3 protein-coding genes are annotated in these 2,360 nt (G+C 72.8%); 1 reads left to right on the top strand and 2 read right to left on the bottom strand.

Annotation, left to right across the window (positions count from 1 at the left end):
* Positions 1 to 694, bottom strand: a 694-nt coding sequence (locus tag x551_RS21285; RefSeq protein WP_036251102.1) for a TPM domain-containing protein, incomplete at its 3' end; no start/stop codon positions are given.
* Between the two features lie 7 nt (positions 695 to 701).
* Positions 702 to 1,307 (bottom strand): LemA family protein, encoded by a 606-nt coding sequence (locus x551_RS21280; RefSeq protein ID WP_011827746.1) that lies wholly within the window; start codon positions 1,305 to 1,307, stop codon positions 702 to 704.
* 391 nt (positions 1,308 to 1,698) lie between these two features.
* Between x551_RS21280 and x551_RS21275 the strand changes: the two genes are divergently transcribed.
* The gene (locus x551_RS21275) at positions 1,699 to 2,238 is read left to right on the top strand and encodes a hypothetical protein (RefSeq protein WP_051495968.1); all 540 of its coding nucleotides are present in this window, start codon (positions 1,699 to 1,701) and stop codon (positions 2,236 to 2,238) included.
* Positions 2,239 to 2,360 lie beyond the last annotated feature (122 nt).

The raw sequence follows: 2,360 nt of genomic DNA, 5'->3' as shown, positions 1-2,360 counted from the left end.
GCAGGCTGGCCGACACCGCCCAGGCCAGACCGCCGGCGCCGACGCTGGTGGCCAGCGTGCCGAGCTTGCGGCCCAGCACGCCGGTGAGCACGGCGCCGGCGATCGGCACCGCGAGCAGGAAGAACATCGCGAAGTCCTGCCATTGCGCGCCGGACTGAGGTGCCTTCGACACCGAGCCCGGCGCCGGCAGCGCTTCGCCGCGGATGCGCGCCGCGAGCTGGTCGACCGCGGCGTTCAGGCCCCCCGCGAAATCGCCGGCCCGGAAGGCCGGCGTCAGCGCGCGGTCGATGATCTGCCGGGCCGCCAGGTCGGGCACCGCGCCCTCCAGCGCCTTGGCCACCTCGATGCGGACCTTGCGGTCGTCCTTGGCCACCAGCACGATCAGCCCGTCGCCCACCTCGCGCCGGCCGATCTTCCAGCTCTCGCCGACGCGCTGCGCGTAGGCGGCGATGTCCTCGGGCTGGGTGGTCGCGACGATCAGCACCACCAGCTGCGAACCGGCCTCGCGCTCGAAGGCCGCGAGCTTGGCCTCCAGCGCGCTGACCTGCGCGCGCGTCAGCGTGCCGGTCTGGTCGATCACGCTGGCGCTGAGCACCGGCACCGGCCGCAGGTCCTGGGCGCTGCTCGCGCTCCATGGCCCCACCAGCAGCGCCAGCGCCAGGCTTGCGAGCCAGCGCCGCCAGCCGTGTCGCATCAAGGTCTCACTTCGAGGCCGGCTTCTCGAAACTCACCGCCGGCGGCGCCGAGATCTGCGCCTCGTTCTGCACCGTGAAGTTGGGCTTGGCCGCGTAGCCGAACACCATCGCGGTCAGGTTGCTGGGAAAGCTGCGCGCGAGCACGTTGTAGTCCTGCACCGCCTTGATGTAGCGGTTGCGCGCCACGGTGATGCGGTTCTCGGTGCCCTCGAGCTGCACCCGCAGGTCCTGGAAGCCCTGGTTGGCCTTCAGGTTCGGGTAGTTCTCGGTCACCACCAGCAGCCGCGACAGCGCGCCGCTCAGCTCGCCCTGCGCGGCCTGGAACTTCTGGAAGGCCTCGGGGTTGTTGATCAGCTCCGGCGTGGCCTGGATGCTGGTGGCCTTGGCGCGCGCCTCGACCACCTTGGTCAGCGTCTCCTGCTCGAAATTGGCCTCGCCCTTGACGGTGGCCACCACGTTGGGGATCAGGTCGGCGCGCCGCTGGTACTGGTTCAGCACCTCGGCCCAGGCGCTCTTGGTGGCCTCGTCGAGGCGCTGGAAGTCGTTGTAGCCGCAGCCGCCGAGCGCCAGCGTGGCGAGCAGCATCAGGGCGGCGAGAAGGCGTCGGAGCATGGGGGTGGTCCTTTCTGTGCGAACTCGGGGCGGCGCGCGGCAGTCTTCGGCACCGGTGCTGCGCAGATGCCGACGGCTGCGCCGGGTTCAAGCGGCGCTTAGCATCCTAACCACTGTGGACCCATCTTTCGCACTCGATCCGACCACCGCGCTGCAGGCCGCCGCCCACCCGCATGCGCCGGCACCCCGGCCATCCCGCCTGCTGGTGGCCGGTGCCGGCGGCCCGCTCGGGCGCGAGTGCTGCGGAGGCGCTCGCCCACGGCCGCTATGCCGGCGTGGGCGTGCTGACACGCGCACCGCTGCAGGCCGGGCTGCGCGGGCTGCACGCGGTGCCCTACGAAGAAGACAACGGCACGGTCGGCGCCTCCGCGCTGCCGGCGCACGACATCGCGTGGTGGTGTTCGACCGCGGGCGCGACCACTACGGCCGCGACGAGGCCTACCACCTGCCCGAGCCGCAGGCCCTGCCCGCGCTGGCGGCGCGTCTGCGCGCCAGCGGCGTGCACACGCTGGCGGTCGTGTGCCCCATCGCTCCGGCGTTGCTGCCGCAGGCGCTGCAGCACGGCCTGGCCAATCTCGACGAGCAGGCGGTCGCCGCGCTCGGCTTCGAGCGGCTGCTGTTCGTGCGGCCGACGCAGGATGCCGTGGCCGCTTCCGTCACCTCCTGGCCGCAACGGCTGGCGCGCTGGATGCTCTCGCAGCTGCGCTACATGATCCCGCAGCAGGAGCGACCGCTGCGCGCCGGTGCGGTGGCGGTCTTCGTGTTCGAGGTGCTGCGGCAATGGCGCGACGCCGCGCCGGGCACGCGCGTCGCCGCGGCACCGCTGTTGTGGGCCGCAGCGCAGAAGGAAGGACCGGAGCCGGTGGTGCAACGCTGGCTGCACGGCGACACGAGATCCCCTCTCCCGCACCGCGGGAGAGGGCCGGGGTGAGGGAGTTGCTCAGCGCCGCGCCGGCGGCTGCCAGCCGCTGCGCAACACCTCCATCTGCTCCGCCCGCCGCTCGGCCGGCAGCGGCCCGCGCAGGCTCGTCAGCACCCAGCCCACGCGCTCGG

Origin of the sequence: Methylibium sp. T29 (assembly GCF_000576205.1) — a bacterium.
GTDB classification, from domain to species: domain Bacteria; phylum Pseudomonadota; class Gammaproteobacteria; order Burkholderiales; family Burkholderiaceae_C; genus Methylibium; species Methylibium petroleiphilum.
This window is presented reverse-complemented; position numbering and strand designations above follow the sequence as displayed.

Coding starts and splice junctions, on each gene's coding strand:
- x551_RS21280 (WP_011827746.1), bottom strand. CDS start 1,307: ATGCTCCGACGCCTTCTCGCCGCCCTGATGCTGCTCGCCACGCTGGCG.